This window comes from Helicobacter sp. 13S00477-4 (genome assembly GCF_002272785.1).
Classification (GTDB): domain Bacteria; phylum Campylobacterota; class Campylobacteria; order Campylobacterales; family Helicobacteraceae; genus Helicobacter_J.
In genome coordinates this window covers 80,446-103,057 of record NZ_MLAS01000004.1, presented here as the reverse complement: position 1 = coordinate 103,057, position 22,612 = coordinate 80,446, and the positions used below count along the sequence as shown (strand labels likewise).

Below are 22,612 nucleotides of genomic sequence, written 5' to 3'. Positions count from 1 at the left end.
TTATATATATATATATGGATGTCAATATGTCAATACTATATTGACCATTTCAAAATTTTCACAGCAATATCATTTGCACCATCACAATGAATTTTAGCCTGCAATTTTTCACTCAGAGATTGTATTTCTTTGTTGCCATTTTCACCTTTTTTCTCAAGCCTATCTATAAAATCAAACAATACCTGCGGGTATAAATCATTCTGACGCACCACAATACCTAAACCTTCGTTTTGAAACTCCAAAGCATTGTAATATTGATGATCGCCTGCAGCATAAGGATAAGGAATAAAAATGCAAGGCAGTCCATTTGCAGCCAACTCCCAAACACTACTTGCCCCTGCCCTACCTATACAAAAATCTGCTTGAGTCATTTTTTCTACTAAGTTTTTATTGAAAGCAAAAAGCTCAATATTATTAAGGAAGCCAATTTTTTCATAAAGGCTTTTTATCCTTTCATAATCGCCCGTTCCACATTGATGGATGACTTTAATTCCTTGTGCTAAAAGTTTTTTGACCACCAAAAGTGCAAAATCATTCACAGCTCTCGCTCCTTGAGAACCACCTAAAAAAATCACACATTTCACTTCCTGCCTCACCCTAGCATTGGAAAAAAACTCCTCCCTTACAGGGTAAGAAGTTTTTAAATAATTTTTCCCACTATGAGCAAAGCTACCAAAAATGATTTTTGCAAAAGGACTTAAAAACTTATTTAGAGTTCCTTTAATCGCATTTTGTTCGTGGATAAAAAAAGGAATCCCTGAGATAATAGCCCCAAAACTAGCTGGTCCTGCAGAAAATCCACCTACACTCAAAACCCTCTGGATTTTATGCTCACGAAATATTTTTCTAGCCTTCTTGATAGCTTGAATTTGCTTTAACAAAGAAGCTATACGGCTAAATCCCTTCTGATTGACTACTCCATAAGTATTAAGAAAATAAGCTTTTTTGAATAAATCACTTTCCTCAAACCAATCCCTATCCTGACCATTGATCGAACCAATATAAATCAAGTCATTGCCTTGAGACTTAAAAACCTCTGCCAATGCCTTAGCAATTGATAAATGTCCTCCAGTACCCCCACCTGTAATCACGATATTCATCATACCCCCTCAAAAATCTATTCAAGCACCCATTTCTTGCTTGACAAAAGATTTTAATGTTTCTTTAACTCCAAAATCTGGATAATCCAAAATTGAAAGTGCTATTTGTGCTGCAGTATTATTTTTTGGATTGAAAATCAAAGGAGCAAGGAAATTGACCATTGAAGATTCTAAATCTTTTTGCAATACTACTACACAATAAACTTCAACTTGAGAATCTTTATCCAATTCTAAAAGCAATTCTACACACTTAGGTACAGCAAAAGAATATTCTCTCAACATATAAGGATTGACCAAAACAATACTGAGTGTCTCATCAAGACTATTGATTTTGCTAAAAATATCATCAATCTTTTCAAACTCAACTTGCAAAATATTTTCAAAACCCAAAATCGGTGCTTTCAAATCATAAAGCATATTTTTCTCCTAGAATCATTTTACTATTGCTATAATTATAAAAAGCAAAACTTATACCAAATTTCTAAGGACAAGCCTATGGGTACAGATTCAGAAACAAAATCCTACAACCCCAAAGAAATCGAAAAAAAAATCTACCAAATTTGTAAAGAAAGAGGGTATTTTGAAGTCCAAGGCAATGCAAACCTACAAAAAAAAGATAAAAAATTTTCTATAATGATGCCACCACCTAATGTTACAGGTGTATTGCACATTGGACACGCACTCACACTCACACTCCAAGACATCCTTACTCGTTACAAACGAATGGATGGATACAAAACCCTCTATCAACCTGGACTTGACCATGCTGGTATCGCCACTCAAAATATTGTTGAAAAGCAACTTTTAGCACAAGGTATTAAAAAAGAAGCACTGGGCAGAGAAGCCTTTATTCAAAAAGTATGGGAATGGAAAGAAAAAAGTGGGGGACAAATTTTCTCACAAATGGAACGACTAGGTATAACTCCTGCTTGGTCAAGAGCAAGATTTACAATGGATGAAGGGTTAAAAAATGCAGTCAAGAAAGCTTTTATAACTTGGTATGAAAAAGGCTTGATAATCCAAGATAACTATATGGTAAATTGGTGTACACACGATGGAGCTCTCTCAGATATTGAAGTAGAATACGAAGAAAATCACACAAAACTCTATTACCTCAAATACTCAATAAAAGATTCTAAAGAATACCTTACCATAGCAACAACTCGCCCAGAAACTTATTTTGGTGACACTGCCGTGATGGTACATCCTGATGATAAACGTTACCAATCCTTTATAGGCAAAAAAGCTATCCTACCTCTGCTCAATAAAGAAATCCCAATCATAGCAGATCCTTATGTAGATATGGAGTTTGGAACAGGTTGTGTTAAAGTCACTCCTGCTCACGATATCAATGACTATGAAGTAGGGAAAAGACATCATTTAGATTTTATTACTGTTTTTGATAAATTTGGTATACTCAACCACTATGCTCAAGAATTTGAAGGACTTGAAAGGCTAGAAGCACGAGAGAAGATTATTTCAAAATTATCTCAAAAAGGTTTTGTTGTAGCTATAGAAGAGCATACCAATCAGATTGGGAAATGCTATCGTTGTGGCAATATCATTGAACCTTATATCTCCAAACAATGGTTTGTGAAAGCTGAAGTTGCCAAAAAATCCATTCAAAAAGTAAATCAAAATCTAATATCCTTTTACCCCATACAATGGAAAAATAATTACAATGCTTGGATGAGAGAACTCAAAGATTGGTGTATCAGCCGTCAATTATGGTGGGGACATCGGATACCTATATGGACTTGTGAACACAATCATATTTTTGCAAGTCTTGAAGACTCTCCTAAAGCCTGTCCAAAATGCACTAGCACAAAGCTTATTCAAGACCCTGATGTGCTAGATACATGGTTTAGTTCAGGATTATGGGCTTTTAGCACTCTAGGATGGGGAAACCAAAGTTGGATGGAGAATGAAAAATACCAAAATAATGATTTGATAGATTTCTATCCTAATTCTGTATTAATAACCGGTTTTGATATTTTATTTTTTTGGGTAGCTAGGATGCTTTTGAGTGGAGAATCTCTACTTGGCAAACTTCCTTTTAAAGACATCTATCTGCATGCACTAGTTCGTGATGAAAATGGTCAAAAAATGAGCAAAAGTAAAGGAAATGTGATTGACCCCATAGAAGTGATCCAAACATATGGTGCAGATACATTACGTTTCACTTTAGCGACATTATGCGTTCAAGGAAGGGATATAAAATTATCTACCAATGCTATTGAAATTTCAAAAAACTTCACCAACAAACTTTTCAATGCAACCAACTACTTGATGATGTATTTAAAAGAATCCGGCCTGCAAAATAAAAAAAATACAAACACGTATCAAACCTACTTAGGTCAATATGCCAAATCAAGACTCAATCGTTTGACCAAAGAGATCAGATTGGCATTAGATACCTATCGTTTTAATGATGGAGCTAATCTTTTGTATAGATTTTTATGGGGAGAGTTTTGCGACTGGTTTATTGAGCTTTCTAAAGCAGATAAAACAGCTATTAGCGAACTTGCCCTTATACTTAAAGATGCGTTAAAATTACTCCATCCCTATATGCCTTTTTTAACCGAATACCTATATCATATCCTCAATGGAACTTCACTTGAGGATTCTACATCCATTATGATCCAATCTTATCCCAATCAAACCCAACACAATGAAGAAATAGAAAATGAATTTGAAATCATCAAAGATGCTATAACCTCTATCCGAAGAACCAAAATGATCTTAGAAATTGGGAATAAAACAATCCCTAAAGTCTTCATACAACTCAATGAAAATAAAAAAATCCAAAACGAAACGTTACTTAAAATTTTTGTATCTAAGCTTACAAAAACACAAGAAGTTTCCCTGAGTGCTCAAAAACCCACCAACTCAATCTCAGATGTAAGCGAACACTGTCAAACTCATTTGAGCTTAGAAGGTATTGACACTACACCTATACTCAAACGTCTTGAATCTCAAAAACAAAAAATAGAAAAAGAAATCACTAAACTCAATACTATGCTTTCAAATGAAAAATTTATTCAAAATGCACCAAAAGAAATTTTAGAAGAAGCCAAAAAAAATCTGCAAGAATTTGAGTCCAAATTATCAAAAGTCAACCATGAATTAAAAGCATTTCTATGATTTAAATTATCTTTAACTAAAAATTTGCAATAATTAGATTTTATTTTTCTATAAAAAAGGAATAGTTTTTAGATGATTGCCTTCAAGAAAAAAAATCAAATTATATTTGCCTCAACTGATGACTCAATTTTTTTAGATTCTAATCTTAAGCCTACCAAACCTAGTTCTTATGATATCAAAATAAGCTGCTTGGATAGCTCTTCTTTAATAAAACACCAAATCCATATCCAAAATAACTCCTTTCTACCACCAAATATTAAAATCCTTGATTGGCTTTATAGCAAATGCCTTGAAAATGGTGTTTTGAATATAGATACTTCCTATTCTCTTGTCTATCTACTTGAAGACAAAACAACCGAACAAATTTTTCATATTTATGCCTATCCTACAACCGAATTGAAATCAAATCAAATCCTTATACCTGATATTTTCTTACCAATGAGCCTTGAAAATGAAATGCTCCAATCAAGCTTATTCTTATTTGGGAAAAATCTTGCCTTTTATCACAATGGTAGGCTACTTCATCATACCATATGTCAAAATCCACAATCCATACTACAAACCCTTGATTATATACAAACAATCCACTCTGTAATACCACATATTATTTATACTGATTCAGAGTTAAATATATCTTTACCTATCACAATTTGTCCTTTAAATGAACTGACTCATAATCAACAACCCATAGCATCACTAGCTTTTCTTTATTTTTCAAAATCTCAAACCAACTCTTTGCCTTTATTAAAACCTCAATCCAATTTTTGTATCACAAAAAGTATAAGTTTCAAAATGTTCCTTAAAATCGCTTGTTGTGCAATATTAATGTTGATATATCCAATGTATGAGGTAATCTATAGTATTCATCTAAAAAACAAAACCAAAATCCTTGCTCAAAAAAATCTTGAAGTATTAGAATCCATCAACACACTCAAACAAAATTTATCAAACCAAACAAACACTAAAAATACTTATCCTCAAAAATTCCAAACCCTCTATGAAATCCAAAATTCCTATAAATCCCGTTACAATCTCATAGCTTTGCTTGCAAATGAAATAGAGGATAAAGAAATCCTGATTGAAGACTTGTATCTTGTGAGTGATATTGCACAAAATTCCTTAGCACTAAGTATAAAAGTCTTAAGTAAAACACAAAAAAATATCATTGATTTTCTCAATGATATAAAAAACCTTAACATCACAGACCATCAACAAATCTTCAACACATCAATTTCACAAGAAAACCCTTCATCTGAAATTGTATGGATTTCTAATGTTGAATAAATTATTTAGATACTTTGATGCCTATCTTATCTCAAAAAATAAAAAAGAAACTTATATATTTTACATACTGATTTTACTTTTAATCTTTTGTATTATTCACTTCTTTTTCCTGCCACCTATTGAACAAATGTCAAATATCCAAAGAGATTCTTATAACCAAATCAAATCCATACTGATAAAAAACACAGCTCAACTCAAAGAGGTTTCTCAAAACCTCAAGAAACTAGATGAACTTAATATTCAAAAAAACTCAAACCAAAATAACCCAGAATCCATAAAGAGTTTAGAAAAACTTTCAAAAAATAATTATGATTTACTAAGTGCTATCCAAAATCTGAATACAAAATTACACCTCACAATCACATCAAACATAGAAAATAACAAAGAAGACATATCATTTTATTTACAAGGAAAATTCCAAGATTTTATGGAATGGATACGTAATTTAGAAGAAATATATCTTGTTTTCATACAAGATATTCATATATTTTATGAAAAAGATCATTTAACCTATCAAGTACATATTAAAAATTTAGGGAGTTTAGAATGAAAAATTTATTTTTATTGTTGATGGTAAATCCTTTTATTTATGCTATTGCACTCAATCCTATCTCTATCCCTAAACAAAATATCCCTAATATTTTTGACCCTCAAATTTTAACAAAACCAAAACTAGAAATGATTATCAATCAAAAAGCCAAAATTAATGGAAAATGGTATCAAATCGGACAAATAATTTCAAAATATCAAATCATTCAAATCGAAAAAAATTTTGTAGTACTTAAAAATAAAAGACAAATATTAACTTTAAAAACACACAGTATATTCAAAGGAAAAAAATGAAAAAAAAATTTATTATTATATTTTTTTATTTGATGCATCATTTTTCTAATGCTCAAGATTTGTGTGATGAGAAAAAATTTAATATTTCTCTGAATCAAAATGTATTCTCTTCAGAACTTCTTGAAGAAATAGCTAGCGATTGCTTTTTTAGCATAATTTATACTGATTTAAAAACAAAAGAAATGCTTGATTCACAAAAACTTATCTTGAATCTAAAATCTAAAGATATCAATACACTCATCAAAATGATTACTGAAGGTGCTGATCTAGACTACGAAATCAAAGACCAACACATTAAAATCAAAAGACTCATCACCAAAACATTCAATATTGATTATGTAGCAACCTCTAGAGTAGGATCAAGCAACACTGATGTAATTTTCTCACAAGATACACAAAATAATCTCTATCAAAATCAAAGTTACAACAGCTTTGCAGATACACAAAATAATCTACAACAACGAGCAATGATATTAGGGAGCGAACAAACCAAGCTCAATATTGGACGCAGTGGTACAAAAATCTATTCCATTGATGAGTTAAATTTCTGGGGAGAACTTGAAAATGAACTCTATGGTATAACCTACCGACCTGGCGATAGGAATCAACCTGAAAAAAACACAAAAAAATCCATTGTTATAAATAAAGCGGCAGGTTTAGTTACCATCACTGCAGCACCATCCCAAATCAAAAGGGTCCAAGAATATATAAATTCTCTAAAACAAAAAATGCAAGCCCAAGTCCTTATTGATGTCAATATCCTCACTATCGCTCATAATAATGTAGATACAGCTGGTGTGAATTGGGCAGAAATTTATAATTTCAACATTAGCCCTCAAAATTCAATGCCCTTATTTTCTGCACAAAAAGAAGGTATAGATTATGGTATCAATATTTTCCCTCAAGATCTTACTATTGGTAAAATCCTTCAATTCCTAAATCAATATGGAAAAGTCAGCTCTGTGTCAAATCCCAAAATACTTACCCTTAACAACCAACCTGCTATCATCTCTGTAGGTAATGTTTTAAGATACACTCAAAATCTAGTCTACCAAAATAGCACCAATACTGCAGTCGTACAAAACACAGGTGAGCAATTTCCAACAGTTTTTTCTGGAGTACTTTTAGATGTTACCCCATCTATTGCTAAAGATTATGTTATTTTAAAAATCAATCCATCTATCACAAAAGCAAAAGATTCAATGCTAGAAAACCAACCTCATGCACTCAAATCACCACCAAATTTATCCACCAATCAACTATCATCAATCGTAAAACTTCAAGACAATCAAAAAATCATTCTTGGTGGACTTATCCACAAAACCCAATCTAGTATTGAGAAAAAAGTACCTATCTTAGGATCAATACCCCTACTGAAATATTTTTTCTCATATAAAAAACAACTCAAACAGACCCAAGAAATCATTATTGTTATCACACCAAAAATACTCACGCCTACAATAGATTCTGTAGCTGATTTAGGTTATAGCGAAACAAAAGGCATCATTGAATGAAACCCAATCTAAGCAAAATAATCTATATTATCTATTTATCCATTGCCTGCGGGATATTTATTGGCGGGGTTTATTTTTACCAAAAATACCAAGAAAATCATAAAAAAATTACCAAAACCATTACAAAACCTTTGAAATCTACACCTAAAATAAAGCCCTCTTTAAAAATACATTTTGACCCTAAAATACCAAAACCAACTTATTATATGGGCAATATTCAAGGAACCCTTACTTATCAACATAGCTTAAGAATTGCTCAAGAATATTATGATAAAGGAGCTTATGAAAATGCTATCATCTGGTCTTATAGAGCCAATCAAATCAACCCAAATGACATTAATAGCTGGAAAATATACACAGCAAGCCTAGCAAAATTAGGAAAAGAAAAAGAAGCAAGTGACCTCATGCAAAAAGCACAAAATCATTTCAAAAAGAAAACCAAATGAATGATTTCCTCAATATTGAAAATTGGATAATTGATGAAAAATCATCTATACTGATTCCATATAAGCTTGCTGCGAAATTAAAAACCTTTGTTTTCTCAATCAGCCCTACAAAACAACAAATCATACTTGCAACATTACATTTACCATCTCAAAATAAATACTTATTTGAAGAACTCATCAAACAAAAATACCCTTCTTATGCTTTCAAATTCAGTCCTATTTCACCCAAAGATTTCTACAATGCATTAGAACACATCAAAATCCAAGAAAAAATTTATTATTTTAGTACTCAAATCACAGAATCCATAGACCACCAAAACAATATTGATGAACTCTATGAATTCATCTTGCAAAGTGCAATAGATCAAAAAGCAAGCGATTTGCATTTGGAATCTAAATCCAATTATACAAGCTTTAGGATTCGCAAAGATGGGAAAATAAAAGAAGTTGCTAGGATAAAATCTGAAATTTTTGAACTCCTATGCAATAAAATCAAATTAGAATCCAAATTAGACATCAGTGAAAAACGTTTACCTCAAGATGGAAGGTATAGTTTTATATTTGATGATAAAAAATACGATTTCAGGATATCAACTCTGCCAATTTGGTATGGCGAATCAATTGTCATAAGGATTTTATACAAACAAAATCGTCAAATCAATCTCAGCGAGCTAAACATTAGTACTTACCACCTCAACATTATCCAAAAAAGTATCCAATCACCTCATGGCATTATCCTTATTACAGGTCCTACTGGGAGTGGCAAAAGCACTACATTATATGCCCTATTAGAATCAATAAAATCATCTGAAAAAAAGCTTATCACGATTGAAGATCCTATTGAATATCAAATCAATCTTGCCAATCAAGTTCAAATCAATCCTGATTATGGTTTTGGATTCCCCCAAGCTTTGCGATCTATTTTGCGTCAAGACCCAGATATTATTATGGTAGGAGAAATCAGGGACCAAGAAACACTCCAATTAGCTATAGAGTCCTCCCTCACTGGACACCTTGTACTCTCTACAATCCATACAAATGACTGTATAAGCACACTTGATAGACTACTAGATATGGGTATACAACCTTATTTACTCAACACAAGCCTAATTGCTATTATATCCCAAAGGCTAGTGAGAAAGCTTTGCCCACATTGCAAAATCCCCCATAAAAATCCACCTGAAAATTTTTCCACAACACTTTTTACTGCACAAGGATGCGATGAATGTAATATGCAAGGTTTCATAGGCAGAGAAGCTATTGTTGAAACACTCCAAATGACTCCAAAAATAAAATCTTTATTATCCAATGGTTCTTCATTGGAAATCAAAAAATTCCTTAAACAAACAGATTTTAAAACACTTTTTGATGATGGATTCTACAAAGCCACTCAAGGAATCACAACTTATGAAGAAATCTGCAGAATAGCCACCAAATGAAATTCCTCATAAAAGGTATCAAAAATACTGAACTTATCTGTATCTATACCCAAGCAAAAACACCTGAAGATGCAAAAACAAATGCTTATGATTTAGGTATCACTCCTCTTGAAATCAAAGAAATTTATACAAATAATATTTTTACCCAATTCTTACCTATCAATCAACAAGAGTTAATATCAAATTTCAAACAGATTGCAATGATGATAGAAGCTGCATTGCCTATTGATGAAATATTATTGCATTGTATTGCAAGTTGCAAACAAACAAAAATCCGCTTAATGTATGAAGATATCCTTAAAAACCTAAAAATTGGACTATCATTAAGCGAAGCTTTCAAAAAACACAATCATATTATTGGGGAAATGAGTCTTTCAATGATACAAGCAGGACAAAATACTGGAAATCTTTCCAAAATTTTCAACATATTAGCTCAAGACATGCAAGATTACCAAAAAGATATTTCTCATTTTAAAAAAAAGTTATTCTATCCATTAATCGTACTTTTAAGCCTTATATTGGCTTTTGGGATTTTGAATGCAATGGTGATACCAGAATTTATTTTATTATTTGAAGAAATGGGTATAGAACTCCCTTTGAACACAAAAATTTTAATCACAATAGGCGATTTTTTCCAAAAATGGGGATTTTTAAGTGGATGCATTTTGATAGGTTCTGCTATCCTATTAAAATACCTCACAAAAAAATCAAAAAAACTAAATAAGACATTCCATCAAATATTCCTAAAAATACCTATTGTTGGGAATATAATCCTTTATAGGGATCTGCAAAGATCTCTATTTGCCCTACATATTTCACAAAAATCTGGACTAGATATTAAAAGTTCTTTAAAAAATGCTTATGATTGTATTACGAATTTACACATCAAAAATATATTCCAACAAATTATTTTCCAAATAGAAAAAGGATCTAATCTAACACAAGCACTCCATTATGTGAATTTATTTGATTCTATGACACAAGGATTATTACTTGCAGGAGAACAAAGTGGGAATCTTGATACAATGCTCCAAATCAGCTCATTGCATTATAAAGAACTTTATACTGAGAAAATTGATAAATTCACTCAATATATAGAACCCAGTATGACTCTATTGATAGGTATTTTAGTGATGTGGTTTGCTTTAGCAATCCTAATGCCTATGTGGGATATGAATAATATCACACTTTAGGTTTTATGTTCGGATAATGTTTCTATAGATAAATTATTTTTTATTTTTATGAGTTTTAGAAGCACATTCTGGGCATATGCCAATAAAAATTGCAGAAGTATCATAAAGAGTATATCCTGTTATTTTTGCACACTCATTAGAAATACTCGAAACATCAACTCTAATATCTTCAAGCTTACCGCATTTTTCACATGCAACATGGATATGATGATCAGAGCTAAGCTCATAACGTTGCTTTTGTGCAGGTGCTTTCACTTCTCGTAAAATATTTGCCTCATATAAAGCGGTAATATTTTTATACACTGTCGCGAGTGAAATAGAAGGATAATCCTTTTTGATATTGCTATAAATATCATCCACGCCAATATGTCCATTTTGTTCAATTTCTCTTAAAATAGCTATTCTTTGAGGAGTTACTTTAAGATTTTTTTCCTTTAAACTGGTTTCAAAATTCATTTTCTGATCCTTCCTTTTGCTTAAAATACAAAAAATATTAATAAATTTTATTCTTTGATTAATTAAAATTATAACTAAAAATTTTTAATGAAATTTTAATCACTTTAATCCAAATGCAAGCTCCTTCCTTGTATAATATAATGCTCTTTTAGATAAAATCAATAATATATAAACTATCTCAATATACAGGGAGTCTAAAGTTGTTTGATACGCTCAGTGAATCTTTCAAAAATGCTTTGAATAAAATCCGTTTCAATGATGATGAAAAATCTCTCCTAAAAGCATTAGAAGAACTCAAAAAATCTCTCCTAAAAAATGATGTCCATCATAAAGTTGTCAAAGAACTCCTAAAAAATATTGAAACTCGAACCAAACAAGCGGGTATAGGGAAACAAAACTTTCTTAATGCTCTCCAAAATAGTCTCAATCAAATATTAAACACAAATGGAAATTATGGCTTTGTTTATGCAGCAAAACCTCCCACTATAGTTCTAATGAGTGGTCTTCAAGGGAGTGGGAAAACAACTACTTCAGCCAAACTAGCCTATTACCTTAAAACCAAAAATAAAAAAGTACTGCTTGTAGCTTGCGATATGGCTAGATTAGCAGCCGTTGAACAACTCGCTCAACTCGCAAAACAAATTGAAGTTGATATTTTCAAACTTGAAAATGCTCTTCCAACTGAAATCGCCAAAGCAGCCAAAAAAAAAGCTACTGATGAACAATACGATGTAATGATTGTGGATAGTGCTGGTAGACTTGCAATTGATGAGTCTTTAATGCAAGAACTCAAAAGTATCAAAAATATCTTGGAACCGAACGAAATTTTCTATGTCGCTGATTCTCTTAGCGGTCAAGATGGTATTAGGAGTGCTAGTGCTTTTCATCAAGAAATCAACATCAGTGGTATTATCTTGACAAAATTTGATAGCGATACTAAAGGGGGCATAGCACTTTCAATTGCATATCAACTAGGAATCCCCTTGCGTTTCATTGGGAGTGGTGAAAAAATCCCTGATATAGATATTTTTATCCCTGATAGGATTGTCTCAAGATTAATGGGAGCAGGAGATATTCAATCACTAGCAGAAAAAACAGCAAGTATCCTAGATGAAGAAGAAGTCAAAACCATTAGCAAAAAAATCAAAAAAGGACAATTTACTTTCACAGATTTTATTGCCCAAATAGAAAATATAAAAAAACTCGGCTCAATGAGTTCTATCATCTCTATGATACCAGGTATTGGAAATATGGCAGGAGCATTAAAAAATGTGGACTTGGACAATTCTAATGAAGTAAAAAAAATAAAAGCAATGGTCAATTCAATGACTCCCAAAGAAAAAGATAATCCCAATATATTAAATGGTAGTCGCAGGAAAAGGATTGCATTGGGTAGTGGTCTTGATGTGAGTGATATCAATCGTATTATCAAGCAATTTGACAATGCTGCAAAAATGGCAAAACGTCTCAGTTCAAAAGGTGGCATGCAGGATTTGATGAGTATGATGGGTCAAATGAAAGGAAAAATATAAATTTTTTATCCCTAATAGACTTTGTTTAGAACCAGCTTTATTAAGAATCTTCAAAATCCATTAAGTAAAATCTCATTGATAAATTTGTAAAATTTCTACACTAAAAAAGGAATAATTATGCAAGTAACCCTAAAACATTATACCCCTCTTGATATTTGCTCTATGGCTATCCGAACTTGTTGGCAAAGCTTTGAAAAATCTGACAATGGTGGGGAAAAAGACCTCAACCTTATTGATAGGATTGGAAACAAAAATAAACATTCTAGCACTTTAGAACATCTTTATTATAATTTCTATATACAAGACATCAGTCGAGCTTGTCTACAAGAGCTTGCTAGACATCGTATGGCAAGCTATAGTGTAAAATCTTCACGTTATACACTCAAAGAAATCAAAGAAGAATTAAGCTTCCTCCCTATCAATGCAGACAATATTTTACGAGCAGAAAAATACCTTGTTTTCACCAAAAGCGAATCTGTTAACATTGCATCAATCAAAGCACTTGAAAATCTACGGGAAATCTTATGCCAAAATATCCATAACGATCTTGCAAAATATGCAATGCCTGAAGCTTATAAAACTGAATTGCACTGGAGTATCAATGCAAGGAGTTTGCAAAATTTCTTAGAATTACGTACTGCTAGACAAGCCTTATGGGAAATACAAGAACTTGCACATACTATTTTTGATTCATTACCCAAAGAACATCAATATATTTTTGAAGAAAAAGTTTCTGAACCTTATGAGAAAGCCTAAAATATGAGTATGCAGACTTTAACAATTATTGATACTTTTGGCTTTTTTTTTCGTAGTTTTTATGCCCTACCACCACTAAAAAATGAAGAAGGATTCCCTACAGGTCTTTTGATGGGGTTTGCTAATTTGATCATGAGCCTACATAAAGAAAACATTTCTGATTATATTGTTTTTGCACTAGAAGGGCAGGGCAAAAACAAAAGAAAAGAAGTATACCCAGCTTACAAAGCAACAAGAATTCCTACCCCGCAGGATCTGCTGATACAACTCCCCATAGCAATTGAATGGATAAATAAAATGGGATTTTTAAACCTAAGCTTTGAAGGTTATGAAGCAGATGATGCTATTGCATCTTTGAGCAAAGTAGTCAGTAAACTTAATTTAAATGTTCGTATCATTAGCCATGATAAAGATCTTTATCAACTTATCAATGAAAATATCTACCTTTATGACCCGATAAAAAAAATAAATATTCAAGAGGCAGAATGCGTGAAAAAATATGGTATTTTACCCTCTGAATTCATTGATTTTCAAAGTCTAGTTGGGGATACTAGCGATAATGTTCCAGGTATCAAAGGTATTGGAGAAAAAACAGCCCAAAAGCTTATCAAATATTTTAAAAACCTTGATAATCTGTATGAAAACCTTCAAGAAGTTTCTAAAATAATAAGTCCCCGCACTGCTAAACTCATAACTGAAGGCAAAGAAAGTGCTTATTTGAGCAAAGAACTTGTTACCCTTAAAACTGATCTTTTAGAAGAATTTGATTTACAATCCTGCAAAATGCCCATTCAAAACCCTTTATCTGTGATCGTTGATGAACTAGAACAATATGAATTCATCAAAATTGCCCAAAGACTCAAAGGAATGCCAATGAGTCAAACTACAAAAGACTTTAAAGCCAAAGCCAAAGGTATTGGTGGTCTCAAGACTTCTTCAGATTCTAGTTTTAGCTATACCCCTCATTTACTAAATAATACACAAAAATTATTCCAAATCCTTGATTCTATTCCAATAGATCAAGAAATATCATATGATTCTGAAACAAGTTCATTAGACCCTCATACTGCGTTTATGGTAGGATTTAGCTTTTGTTTTGATAGACAAAATGGCTATTATGTACCCATAGGGCATAACTATTTAGGCATAGAAACTCAAATATCGACACAAAATGCTAAAAAAGCCATAGAAAAAATCTTTTCCCATCCTCTTATTGGACACAACCTTAAATTTGACATCTTAGTTGCACAAAATAATTTCAATCTCACCCCTCAAAGACCCATCAAAGACTCTATGATACTTGCTTGGCTCTTTGATAGCGTTATGAGCGTAGGGTTAGATAGTCAAATGGAAAGATGGTTTGGTCATAAAATGATAGCTTTTGAAGATATTGTGGCAAAAAACCAAAATTTTTCTAATATCAATCTTGAATTAGCAGCAAAATATGCATCTGAGGATGCCGTCGCAAGCATAAACTTATACTATCGCTTGATTGAAGAATTACAAAAAAAGAATCTTGATACCTTCATTGATATGGCTAAAAACATTGAATTCCCACTCATTGATGTACTCAAAGATATGGAAATCAATGGCATAAAAATCAATGTCCACTGGTTTGAACAACTCAAAGAAGAGCTTTCTATCAAACTAAGCACGCTCCAAAATAACATCCATAAAAAAGCTGGCTATGAATTCAATCTCAATTCTCCAAAACAGCTAGCAGAAGTCCTTTTTGGCAAACTAGGACTCAAGGCAGGCAGGCAAATAAAAGGAGGGTATAGTACTGATGAGCAAACTCTTGAAAGCCTCATTGATTCCCATCCAATCATTTCTGAAATTATGGAATATCGGGAGATATTTAAACTCAAAAATACCTACATCGAACCCTTCCTCAAATTACAAAATCAAGAACATAAAATCCATACATCTTTTTTACAAACAGGCACTGCAACAGGTCGTTTGAGCTCTAAATCACCCAATCTTCAAAATATCCCTGTCCGCACCGAAGCAGGCAAAAAAATACGCGAAGGGTTTATCATTAGCAACCAAAACAATACACTCCTTAGCGTAGACTACTCACAAATTGAGTTACGTCTACTGGCTCATTTTTGCAAAGATAAAGACCTAGTCAGTGCATTCAAAGAAAACAAAGATGTCCATTTAGAAGCAGCTATTAAGATATTTGGTCCCAATATGGCTGAAGAGAAACGTTCAGTCGCAAAATCAATCAATTTTGGACTTATCTATGGCATGGGTTCTAGAAAACTTGCCAAAACCCTTAAAATCACTCCAAAAGAAGCCAAAGAATATATTGATAGTTATTTTAAATCTTACCCAACTGTAAAAAATTTCTTAAAATCCAAAGAAGAAGAGATTTTAGGAAATGGTTTTGCACAGACACTTCTAGGACACAGACGTTATTTTGACTTCACAAGTGCGACTGATTTTATGAAAGCCAATTACTTAAGAGAAGGTATCAATTCTATATTTCAAGGTAGTGCAGCCGACCTCATTAAACTAGCAATGTTAAAAATCCATCATCATTTCAAAAAAACACCTGTAAAAATGCTTCTTCAAGTTCATGATGAACTCATCTTTGAACTCCCTAAAGAACTCATCCATCAAACTTCTAAAGATATTGAACAAATAATGAATAATGTCTATACTCTTGAAGTCCCTCTAAAATGCAGCATTACAACAGGTAAAAACTGGGCAGAATTGAAATAATATAAATATTCTTTATAAGATTTTATATTGTCCTCTGTTTATAAATCTAAGATATTGGTTATCTCTCAATATTTGTAATTGCTGTCTTATTTTTGCTTTTATATTTCCATTATCAGGGTGTCTAATTTTCAAAAAATCTTGAAATTTATACAAATCTGACAAACAAAATTCAGCTTTATTTAATCTTTCTATGCAAAGCATAATATCAAGCAACCATCCTTTTGATAATTGTTCTTGATTTCTTAGAAATAGCATTTTATGAAAACTATCCAATACTTCATTTTTACTGATTACATTTTTGTTCTTAATTAAAAATAAACGACCTATTTTAGGGATCAATTTCAAATTTATATTACATCCAACCCAACCTTGACGTCTTGCACTATCAGAAAGCGGTTTTCTTTTCTCAATGATATCTCTAGTAAAATAATATTTAGGAATAACTATTAAATTTTGTATTATTAAATCCTCATCATAATTTAGATAAAAAAAATTAGGTACTTTAAAATTATCTATTTTTTCTATCATTGTTGCATAGGCACCATCTATTATAGTTTCATTCAATTTTCCATTCTTGCTTTTAAGCTCAAACTCTTCGTCACAATGACTACAATAAAAATCACCAACAGGTTTATTATTTTTGAAAGAATTTAATTCTAATCCACACTTAACACAATATCCATTCTCTCTAATCCAAGCCTCACTCATAACCCTTATTTTCTGAGATTTTGCCTTATAATCTTTTACCAAAGAAATATCAAATTTTAATTCCATATATTTTTACTCATATGTTTAATTTTTTCATACTTTCCTCAAAACTTACCATACCAAATTCCTTCCCCATAGCGATTTGGGAAGGAATTTGGTGGAATTTTTGTTCACGGATAAGTGTCCTTATGGCTGGTGTAGCTATAAGGACTTCATAAATACCTCTGAGAACCCCATTACCAATACAGACAAGCTTCTGAGAAATAATAGCCTGCAAGCAACAAGACAATTCAGTAGCAATCTCTGAACGATTATTTTCAAAACTATTGATGATCCTTGATAAAGTCCCTGCGCTATCACTTGAATGAGTGCTTCCCACGACTAAATGTCCAGTTTGACTTGCTAAAAGTGCAGCTCGTATAGAATCCATGCCTCTGAGTTCACCAACAAGCACAATATCTGGATCCTGACGTAAACTCGCATGAATAGCTCTCTCAAAACTCAAACTATCCTTCCCCACTTCACGATATGAAAAAAAACTCTTGATATTTTGATGCAGATATTCAATAGGATCTTCTATGCAAATAATATGTTTATTAAAATTCATATTTACGTATTCTAAAGCTGTGGCAATAGTAGTGGACTTGCCACTTCCTGTAGGTCCACTCACTAAAATCAAGCCTTCTTTCTTCGCAAAAATATCTTTTAGTACTTCAGGGAGAAAAAGTTCTTGCATGCTTGGTATCCTATTGGGTAACACACGTATACTAAGAGCCTTACAAGATTGAGTCAGATAACAATTCAATCGTAAACGAACTTCACCATAACTAATTGAAGTATCTATTTCAATTCCATTTTGACATTCTTGTATTTGATGCTCGGTCAGAAGCTGTCCAATAATATTTTCTAAATCTTCTATGCTCAAAACTCCAAAAGCAATAACACTCCCAGTAACCCTAAAAAATACTTCTCCATTCGCCAAAATATGAATATCTGAAGCTTTTAAAGTTATAGCCTCAGATAAAATCTTTTCAAACTTATGATCCTGCATTTACACCCTCACTCCTCAATAAAATCTTAGCCCTTGTCCTTAAAATCTGTGAAGTTCTAAGATTTTTACCTTCAATATAAATATCTGCCCAATATTGACCTTCACTATCAGTATCCAAATCATAACCACCCTCATACCCATTGAAAATAAATCTATCTGCAGAACACTCTTCAAAACCATACTTATCTAAACATAAACTTGCCATTTTAGCGATACTAAGGATATGGAGCGAGGATTGAAACCTCAAATGGGCATTACTCACCCAATCAAGTCCAACACTGCTATGATGTAAGGTATTCATACCAATATAAGATACCCCCAAAAGAACACCAAGTGTATAAAAAATCCCTGATGCATTCCTCATATATCCCATAACCTAACCAATCCTTTGGCACAAAAAGAACCATAATCACATAAAACTATTTCAAACCCACTTTCATCCTCAAAAACCCTAAATTCTTTCACCCCTACCAATGCTAAAAACCCATCCAAATACAATATATCTTGCCTCAAAGATATATTATGAATTTTCTCATTATTTATCTTATCTTTCCAAGATAGTGAATAATCTTTATAAACGATGCTTTCTTTTTGGGCTTCAAGTAAATAATTCCTCATCATATCAAGTGTATTTTGAAATGATAAAGCTTTTTGTGCCAAGTGATTGTGGATGTGATTTTGTTTTTGCACATTCAAAAGCATTTTGCTCCCTACTATACCTATCACACTCATCACAACGACACTCATAAGGAAGTCAAACAAAGCAAAAGCAGCTCTATTTTGCATACTTATCCAATCTCTGCGGATAAAAATAACGATAATAGATCAATCCCTCTTTATCCAGTGCTTCAATAAGTTTTCCATTATAAACAAAGGTTTTCTCAGAAGTGAGGGTAAAATCCTCTCCTTTTTGTGTCAAACCAATCTTTTGAGTTATTGATTTTTGGGCTAAAAACATTTGAGTGCTTTTATTTGAAAGGGCTTTATTTTCTGCTATTTCATGGTTTATCTGCCAAAAAATTTTTAATGCAATACCTAAAATCAGCACACTAATTAAAGCCTCAAAACTCATATAAGTATTATGAATGCTTGGAGGCAAAAAACTCTTTTTCAAAATATATCTTTTTGGTCTTATTATTTTGAGTATACTCAATTTGTAAGATTGCTTTCCATCTTCCATCCATATCCAAATCAAACTCTGGAGTCCTACAGAGATTATGGCTATCACAATGCAAATCATTAAAATTTAAATGCTCTTTTTTCATATGATAACGTACCATAAAAAGATTGATTTTTATACCTGATAAATCAGAAGATATTTTCTTAGGCACAAGCAAAACATAAATTTGATTGGGAGAGTTTGTAAACAGTTCTACTTTTGGAGCTTCTTTGAGTTTATCTCGATGCCCTTTGATAAAATATGGTGCTAAAGGCTCATGTATAGAATCCTCAGGAGGTGTTTGATTTGCACCAATATACACAGAATAATCATTAAGAAATATTTTAGTGTCTTTCATAAACGAATTGATATTTTTATCCACTTCATCATATTTTTCAAAATATGCATTATCATCTATTACTGGGGATTGCACAGACAATTTTACCAGCCAAACCAGCAGAATAACACCAATAACAATCACTGCCAAAATACCATATGGCCAAAAATTCCTGCTTTTTTTCATTTTTTGCCCCTTTTGAAAAAATAAACAATCACAAACAAACCAATCAAAATAATCAACATCAAATATAAAATCACCCGCACAAATAAATTTTGATTATCTGAAGGAAAATTATTCTCCAAAGTAACACCATATCTATCAGCAATCCTATCAGCAATCTCAGAATACCCATTCAAAATAATAGCTGAAATCCTTTGGGGCGTTAGATCTATATCTTTCTCTGGTAACAATGGAGCAATATAATCAAAAAACACCTGATCTACATCAAAAAGCTTCTGAGAATCTCTACTCAAAATAATGTTGATTTTTTTGGTTGGTCGATAAAAAAAAATAATGCCATAAGGAGGCTTAAGTGTTGTAAGTATAATATTTTGATGCTCTTCTCTGGTTTCTTTAGAATCCAAAGAAGCATCTGTAGAAACATCCACATAAAGAGAAAAACCTGTTTTATATTTCAGTTCTGTTGATACAGCCTGAACAAAGTCAACACTTTTAGGTATCAAAAGATTATCTTGATTATCAAAAACAAAAGAATTTGCAAATAAAAATATTGGCAAAAAAAGACAAAAAAATAATCTCTTGAAACTCCCAATCATTTCAAACCAAATACAAAAAAAGATTAGGCACAAAAGGAATTACAATAGCCATAATAATCGACAAGACAATAAAAAATGCTAAGACTTTTTCAAGAGTTGTGAAATGCATATTTTCTCCTTTTATTTTTGTTGTAGCAACTCATAATGCTTTTCATTTCCAGTATTTTTCATCTGGATAATACTTTGATTTTCAATTTTATAATAATTAGTTGCCTGATTTTTTTGTATCTTGATAGCAATTGCACCAAAACAAAATACTATGGCTAAAATTAAAACGACTGCCACAATATAACCCAACAATCCATTGATTCCAAATAATCCATTCATCATTGACTCCTTATTCATCATTCAAAGGCTGTAAAGAACCTATATAAGCTGCGATTGCCTTGATTTGAACATCATTAAAATTCCTATAAGCAAAAGAAGGCATTTTACCAATATGTCCTTTTTTGCCATGTTCAAGGACTCTTTTGACAAAATCATAAGTACCATACTTGCTCAAATCTGGAGCAAAATTATCCATTCCAGGCATTCCTTTACCATCTGGACCATGACAACTTGCACATCCTGCAGTATTATAAACCTCTTTGCCATGCTCAACATCTGTAGGGAATTTTGTGTGCTTTACATCAGAAACATCAGCCATAATATAAGCAGCTACAGCCTTAGCATCTTCTTTACTCAAACCCAAAACTGGCATTTCTCCAGCATCATAACCTAGTCCAACACTTCCATGTTCTACAGTATACATAATGCCTTCTTCTTTTCCCCATCGGGTAAGATTTTGTGCTTTTCCATGCATACCCTCAGCATTAATACCATGGCATTGTGAACATTGGACTAAAAAAATTCCTTGTCCCATATTAACCAAATCAGCATTACTCAAATCTTGCCATTTTTGCTCAAACTTTTGATTATGAACTTGAACTTGTTGGTTATAATCTCCAATTTGGGAATATGAATTCAGAGGGTAACCAAAAAAGATATACCAAAATCCCCAGATAATCAATACAATAAAACAAACTGCCCAACCTATAGGTAGATTATTTTTGAACTCAGCAATTCCATCCCATTTGTGATCAGTAAGCTCCCCATCTGCTTTAGCATCACGCATTTTTTTATACATTGAACCAGCAATGCTGATTGTCAAAATCAAAATAACAATAGCAGCACTAAAACCAAATAAATTTACATTATCACTCAACCAACCCATCTCTTCTCCTTAAATTAGCTGTTTTGTTTGCTCTCTCTAGGCTCTATAATCTCATCATTCAAATTATCTTTTAAAGCCAAATCTGCATACCTCTCATAATCAACAATCCCTTTTTTTTGCTTGACATACATACTCACAATATAAGCATACAAAAATACAACAAGCAAAACAGTAGAAATAAAATACACCAGAGCTCGAATCATCTCTATAGATTCAAAATTCATCTTTACTCCCTTATTTTTCTATTCTAGCCTGTCCAAGACTATTGAGATAAGCAATCAAAGCAACAATTTCTTTAACCTCGCCCTTAGCATAAGCATCTTTAATGTTTTGATTCTTCATATCATTGACAATATCTCCAGCCTCTTGCATGAATGCTTTTTTAGCATCTTCAATATTCCCCAAAGGAACCCCTCCTTCAGTATCATAAGGCACACCAAAAACAACTTTTTGCGTATAAGCCTCTGCATAAGCTGTATCAAAATCAACATCTTTTTTAAATAAAAAATGATACGCAGGCATGATTGAATCAGGCACTACACTTGTAGGTTGCCACATATGATTTTCGTGCCAATCAGTAGTCCTACTATCACCCACCCTATGCAAATCAGGACCTGTCCTTTTAGAACCCCACAAAAAAGGTCTGTCATAAGCATATTCACCACTCAAACTATATGCACCGTATCTATCTGTTTCTGCTTGAAAAGGACGGATAAGTTGGGAATGGCAATTATAGCACCCATTATTGATATATATTTGTCTACCAGCTGTTTCTAGTACTGTATATGGGCGTAATCCTTCAATAGGTCTTGAGCCTTTTACAAAATCGGGCAAAATTTCTACAAGTCCAGCTATAGAAAATACAAATAAAAACGCCACCGTAAAAAAGAATGGATTTTTTTCTAACCAATTAAACATACATTACCCCTTT

At 32.3% G+C, this 22,612-nt stretch carries 25 protein-coding genes; 11 read left to right on the top strand and 14 right to left on the bottom strand.

All coding sequences use genetic code 11. The features are described 5' to 3' along the window. Nucleotides 1–35: 35 nt before the first annotated feature. Together murG and fliW are read right to left on the bottom strand one after the other, a co-directional pair. Nucleotides 36–1,100, bottom strand: a complete 1,065-nt coding sequence (gene murG, locus BKH44_RS03220; protein ID WP_095270015.1) for an undecaprenyldiphospho-muramoylpentapeptide beta-N-acetylglucosaminyltransferase — start codon at nt 1,098–1,100, stop codon at nt 36–38. A gap of 21 nt (nt 1,101–1,121) precedes the next feature. Further along, complete coding sequence (fliW, locus tag BKH44_RS03215; RefSeq protein ID WP_095270013.1) at nt 1,122–1,517, bottom strand: flagellar assembly protein FliW; 396 nt, start codon at nt 1,515–1,517, stop codon at nt 1,122–1,124. Between the two features lie 78 nt (nt 1,518–1,595). Here fliW and BKH44_RS03210 point away from each other — a divergent pair, with 78 nt between their 5' ends. From BKH44_RS03210 to BKH44_RS03175, 8 genes are all read left to right on the top strand, one after another. Continuing rightward, entirely contained in the window at nt 1,596–4,244 is a 2,649-nt protein-coding gene (locus BKH44_RS03210) for a valine--tRNA ligase (protein WP_095270011.1), read from the top strand. A gap of 72 nt (nt 4,245–4,316) precedes the next feature. Then, the gene (locus tag BKH44_RS03205) at nt 4,317–5,528 is read left to right on the top strand and encodes a hypothetical protein (protein ID WP_095270009.1); all 1,212 of its coding nucleotides are present in this window, start codon (nt 4,317–4,319) and stop codon (nt 5,526–5,528) included. Next, a complete protein-coding gene (locus BKH44_RS03200; RefSeq protein ID WP_095270007.1) occupies nt 5,518–6,078 on the top strand; it encodes a hypothetical protein in 561 nt (186 codons plus the stop codon). Before BKH44_RS03205 ends, BKH44_RS03200 begins: the two co-directional genes overlap by 11 nt. Continuing rightward, a complete protein-coding gene (locus tag BKH44_RS03195) occupies nt 6,075–6,371 on the top strand; it encodes a hypothetical protein (RefSeq protein ID WP_095270005.1) in 297 nt (98 codons plus the stop codon). The genes BKH44_RS03200 and BKH44_RS03195 overlap by 4 nt, the downstream gene beginning before the upstream one ends. Then, complete coding sequence (locus BKH44_RS03190; protein ID WP_095270003.1) at nt 6,368–7,885, top strand: pilus (MSHA type) biogenesis protein MshL; 1,518 nt, start codon at nt 6,368–6,370, stop codon at nt 7,883–7,885. Before BKH44_RS03195 ends, BKH44_RS03190 begins: the two co-directional genes overlap by 4 nt. Then, entirely contained in the window at nt 7,882–8,331 is a 450-nt protein-coding gene (locus tag BKH44_RS03185) for a hypothetical protein (RefSeq protein ID WP_095270000.1), read from the top strand. Before BKH44_RS03190 ends, BKH44_RS03185 begins: the two co-directional genes overlap by 4 nt. Continuing rightward, a complete protein-coding gene (locus BKH44_RS03180) occupies nt 8,328–9,770 on the top strand; it encodes a GspE/PulE family protein (RefSeq protein ID WP_095269998.1) in 1,443 nt (480 codons plus the stop codon). The genes BKH44_RS03185 and BKH44_RS03180 overlap by 4 nt, the downstream gene beginning before the upstream one ends. Next, entirely contained in the window at nt 9,767–10,963 is a 1,197-nt protein-coding gene (locus BKH44_RS03175) for a type II secretion system F family protein (RefSeq protein WP_095269996.1), read from the top strand. Before BKH44_RS03180 ends, BKH44_RS03175 begins: the two co-directional genes overlap by 4 nt. Before the next feature lie 33 nt (nt 10,964–10,996). On the opposite strand, the gene BKH44_RS03170 is transcribed toward BKH44_RS03175, so the two are convergent. Next, the gene (locus BKH44_RS03170) at nt 10,997–11,419 is read right to left on the bottom strand and encodes a Fur family transcriptional regulator (RefSeq protein ID WP_095269994.1); all 423 of its coding nucleotides are present in this window, start codon (nt 11,417–11,419) and stop codon (nt 10,997–10,999) included. A 200-nt stretch (nt 11,420–11,619) separates the two neighbouring features. Between BKH44_RS03170 and ffh the strand changes: the two genes are divergently transcribed. From ffh to polA, 3 genes are all read left to right on the top strand, one after another. Continuing rightward, nucleotides 11,620–12,951, top strand: a complete 1,332-nt coding sequence (gene ffh, locus BKH44_RS03165; RefSeq protein WP_095269992.1) for a signal recognition particle protein — start codon at nt 11,620–11,622, stop codon at nt 12,949–12,951. A gap of 117 nt (nt 12,952–13,068) precedes the next feature. Continuing rightward, nucleotides 13,069–13,707 (top strand): FAD-dependent thymidylate synthase, encoded by a 639-nt coding sequence (gene thyX, locus BKH44_RS03160; RefSeq protein ID WP_095269990.1) that lies wholly within the window; start codon nt 13,069–13,071, stop codon nt 13,705–13,707. Between the two features lie 9 nt (nt 13,708–13,716). Further along, nucleotides 13,717–16,434, top strand: a complete 2,718-nt coding sequence (gene polA / locus BKH44_RS03155; protein ID WP_095270044.1) for a DNA polymerase I — start codon at nt 13,717–13,719, stop codon at nt 16,432–16,434. A gap of 12 nt (nt 16,435–16,446) precedes the next feature. On the opposite strand, the gene BKH44_RS03150 is transcribed toward polA, so the two are convergent. From BKH44_RS03150 to ccoO, 11 genes are all read right to left on the bottom strand, one after another. Beyond that, nucleotides 16,447–17,208: a DpnI domain-containing protein gene (locus BKH44_RS03150; RefSeq protein ID WP_095269988.1), complete on the bottom strand. Its 762-nt coding sequence runs from the start codon at nt 17,206–17,208 to the stop codon at nt 16,447–16,449. A gap of 10 nt (nt 17,209–17,218) precedes the next feature. After that, nucleotides 17,219–18,193, bottom strand: coding sequence for a PilT/PilU family type 4a pilus ATPase (locus tag BKH44_RS03145; protein ID WP_095269986.1), 975 nt, complete (start codon nt 18,191–18,193; stop codon nt 17,219–17,221). Next, a complete protein-coding gene (locus BKH44_RS03140) occupies nt 18,180–18,566 on the bottom strand; it encodes a hypothetical protein (RefSeq protein ID WP_095269984.1) in 387 nt (128 codons plus the stop codon). Before BKH44_RS03140 ends, BKH44_RS03145 begins: the two co-directional genes overlap by 14 nt. After that, nucleotides 18,554–18,979 carry a hypothetical protein gene (locus BKH44_RS03135; protein ID WP_095269982.1) on the bottom strand — a complete coding sequence of 142 codons (426 nt, stop codon included), beginning with the start codon at nt 18,977–18,979 and terminating at the stop codon, nt 18,554–18,556. Before BKH44_RS03135 ends, BKH44_RS03140 begins: the two co-directional genes overlap by 13 nt. Then, entirely contained in the window at nt 18,969–19,307 is a 339-nt protein-coding gene (locus BKH44_RS03130; protein WP_095269980.1) for a hypothetical protein, read from the bottom strand. Before BKH44_RS03130 ends, BKH44_RS03135 begins: the two co-directional genes overlap by 11 nt. Then, nucleotides 19,273–19,875: a hypothetical protein gene (locus BKH44_RS03125; protein WP_095269978.1), complete on the bottom strand. Its 603-nt coding sequence runs from the start codon at nt 19,873–19,875 to the stop codon at nt 19,273–19,275. The genes BKH44_RS03130 and BKH44_RS03125 overlap by 35 nt, the downstream gene beginning before the upstream one ends. Then, nucleotides 19,872–20,468, bottom strand: a complete 597-nt coding sequence (locus BKH44_RS03120) for a hypothetical protein (protein ID WP_095269976.1) — start codon at nt 20,466–20,468, stop codon at nt 19,872–19,874. Before BKH44_RS03120 ends, BKH44_RS03125 begins: the two co-directional genes overlap by 4 nt. A 120-nt stretch (nt 20,469–20,588) precedes the next feature. Then, nucleotides 20,589–20,795: a DUF4006 family protein gene (locus BKH44_RS03115; protein WP_095269974.1), complete on the bottom strand. Its 207-nt coding sequence runs from the start codon at nt 20,793–20,795 to the stop codon at nt 20,589–20,591. 10 nt (nt 20,796–20,805) lie between these two features. Beyond that, nucleotides 20,806–21,681, bottom strand: coding sequence for a cytochrome-c oxidase, cbb3-type subunit III (gene ccoP, locus BKH44_RS03110; protein ID WP_095269972.1), 876 nt, complete (start codon nt 21,679–21,681; stop codon nt 20,806–20,808). A 14-nt stretch (nt 21,682–21,695) separates the two neighbouring features. Next, on the bottom strand, nt 21,696–21,884 hold the full coding sequence (locus BKH44_RS03105) for a cytochrome c oxidase, cbb3-type, CcoQ subunit (RefSeq protein ID WP_095270042.1): 189 nt from the start codon (nt 21,882–21,884) through the stop codon (nt 21,696–21,698). A gap of 31 nt (nt 21,885–21,915) precedes the next feature. Beyond that, nucleotides 21,916–22,599, bottom strand: a complete 684-nt coding sequence (ccoO, locus tag BKH44_RS03100) for a cytochrome-c oxidase, cbb3-type subunit II (RefSeq protein ID WP_095269970.1) — start codon at nt 22,597–22,599, stop codon at nt 21,916–21,918. Between the last annotated feature and the right edge of the window lie 13 nt (nt 22,600–22,612).

What these genes read in the sequence shown, in the direction of transcription:
- murG (WP_095270015.1), bottom strand. Translation starts at nt 1,100, where the DNA reads ATGAATATCGTGATTACAGGTGGGGGTACTGGAGGACATTTATCAATT.
- fliW (WP_095270013.1), bottom strand. Translation starts at nt 1,517, where the DNA reads ATGCTTTATGATTTGAAAGCACCGATTTTGGGTTTTGAAAATATTTTG.
- BKH44_RS03210 (WP_095270011.1), top strand. Translation starts at nt 1,596, where the DNA reads ATGGGTACAGATTCAGAAACAAAATCCTACAACCCCAAAGAAATCGAA.
- BKH44_RS03205 (WP_095270009.1), top strand. Translation starts at nt 4,317, where the DNA reads ATGATTGCCTTCAAGAAAAAAAATCAAATTATATTTGCCTCAACTGAT.
- BKH44_RS03200 (WP_095270007.1), top strand. Translation starts at nt 5,518, where the DNA reads ATGTTGAATAAATTATTTAGATACTTTGATGCCTATCTTATCTCAAAA.
- BKH44_RS03195 (WP_095270005.1), top strand. Translation starts at nt 6,075, where the DNA reads ATGAAAAATTTATTTTTATTGTTGATGGTAAATCCTTTTATTTATGCT.
- BKH44_RS03190 (WP_095270003.1), top strand. Translation starts at nt 6,368, where the DNA reads ATGAAAAAAAAATTTATTATTATATTTTTTTATTTGATGCATCATTTT.
- BKH44_RS03185 (WP_095270000.1), top strand. Translation starts at nt 7,882, where the DNA reads ATGAAACCCAATCTAAGCAAAATAATCTATATTATCTATTTATCCATT.
- BKH44_RS03180 (WP_095269998.1), top strand. Translation starts at nt 8,328, where the DNA reads ATGAATGATTTCCTCAATATTGAAAATTGGATAATTGATGAAAAATCA.
- BKH44_RS03175 (WP_095269996.1), top strand. Translation starts at nt 9,767, where the DNA reads ATGAAATTCCTCATAAAAGGTATCAAAAATACTGAACTTATCTGTATC.
- BKH44_RS03170 (WP_095269994.1), bottom strand. Translation starts at nt 11,419, where the DNA reads ATGAATTTTGAAACCAGTTTAAAGGAAAAAAATCTTAAAGTAACTCCT.
- thyX (WP_095269990.1), top strand. Translation starts at nt 13,069, where the DNA reads ATGCAAGTAACCCTAAAACATTATACCCCTCTTGATATTTGCTCTATG.
- polA (WP_095270044.1), top strand. Translation starts at nt 13,717, where the DNA reads ATGCAGACTTTAACAATTATTGATACTTTTGGCTTTTTTTTTCGTAGT.
- BKH44_RS03150 (WP_095269988.1), bottom strand. Translation starts at nt 17,208, where the DNA reads ATGGAATTAAAATTTGATATTTCTTTGGTAAAAGATTATAAGGCAAAA.
- BKH44_RS03145 (WP_095269986.1), bottom strand. Translation starts at nt 18,193, where the DNA reads ATGCAGGATCATAAGTTTGAAAAGATTTTATCTGAGGCTATAACTTTA.
- BKH44_RS03140 (WP_095269984.1), bottom strand. Translation starts at nt 18,566, where the DNA reads ATGGGATATATGAGGAATGCATCAGGGATTTTTTATACACTTGGTGTT.
- BKH44_RS03135 (WP_095269982.1), bottom strand. Translation starts at nt 18,979, where the DNA reads ATGCAAAATAGAGCTGCTTTTGCTTTGTTTGACTTCCTTATGAGTGTC.
- BKH44_RS03125 (WP_095269978.1), bottom strand. Translation starts at nt 19,875, where the DNA reads ATGAAAAAAAGCAGGAATTTTTGGCCATATGGTATTTTGGCAGTGATT.
- BKH44_RS03120 (WP_095269976.1), bottom strand. Translation starts at nt 20,468, where the DNA reads ATGATTGGGAGTTTCAAGAGATTATTTTTTTGTCTTTTTTTGCCAATA.
- BKH44_RS03115 (WP_095269974.1), bottom strand. Translation starts at nt 20,795, where the DNA reads ATGAATGGATTATTTGGAATCAATGGATTGTTGGGTTATATTGTGGCA.
- ccoP (WP_095269972.1), bottom strand. Translation starts at nt 21,681, where the DNA reads ATGGGTTGGTTGAGTGATAATGTAAATTTATTTGGTTTTAGTGCTGCT.
- BKH44_RS03105 (WP_095270042.1), bottom strand. Translation starts at nt 21,884, where the DNA reads ATGATTCGAGCTCTGGTGTATTTTATTTCTACTGTTTTGCTTGTTGTA.
- ccoO (WP_095269970.1), bottom strand. Translation starts at nt 22,599, where the DNA reads ATGTTTAATTGGTTAGAAAAAAATCCATTCTTTTTTACGGTGGCGTTT.